Origin of the sequence: Mesorhizobium sp. M0960 (genome assembly GCF_040319055.1) — a bacterium.
Classification (GTDB): domain Bacteria; phylum Pseudomonadota; class Alphaproteobacteria; order Rhizobiales; family Rhizobiaceae; genus Mesorhizobium.
This window is the reverse complement of the sequence record NZ_JAMYNN010000058.1, coordinates 1-588: the sequence shown is the minus strand read 5'-3', so window position 1 is coordinate 588 and position 588 is coordinate 1. Positions and strand designations below refer to the sequence as shown.

Sequence of the window (588 nt, the reverse complement as noted above, 5' to 3'; positions counted from 1 at the left end):
GACGATCGGCTGGAAGCCGTACTCGTCATGGTGGGCATTGAACAGGCGAAGCTGTTGGCCTCCGTGCACAGCGTCGAAGGTGTCGTCAATGTCGAGTACGATCCGCTTCGGCACCTGCCGGAACGAGGCGCAATAGAGATCGACCATCGCCCGTCCCATCGCGACCAGCTCCCGCACGCCGGGTAGGTTCTCCAGCCGGCACAGCGTCGATTGCGACGCCAGATCCCGACCCGACGGCAGCGCATCCTGGGCCATCTTGAAGACCGGATCGCGGCGCAGCCGGTTGGCGTCGTTGCCGTCCTCGTAGCCGGCGGCGATCATCTTCATGCGAAAGCCGATCATGTCCGCCAGGCTGTGGACGACCTGGTCCGGGCAGCGCGGATCGTCGATGCAACGCGCCAGACGCTCGGCCACCCGCAACCGCTTTTCCACCTCGGCCAAGGCCAGAACGCCGCTGTTGGACGACAGCATGCCGCCGTCGAAACGGGCGACGACGGACTTGCCGCCGACTGATGACAAACCGCTCAGCGGCAGCGCAAGATCGTTCATGGTGGGTGTGGTCTCCGGGAAATGGTTCGGATCGGCTTA

The 588-nt window shown here is 64.6% G+C and carries 1 protein-coding gene; it reads right to left on the bottom strand.

All coding sequences use genetic code 11. From position 1 onward, the window contains the following. Nucleotides 1–549, bottom strand: a 549-nt coding sequence (locus NKH63_RS31295; protein WP_352920529.1) for a transposase, incomplete at its 3' end; no start/stop codon positions are given. Between the last annotated feature and the right edge of the window lie 39 nt (nucleotides 550–588).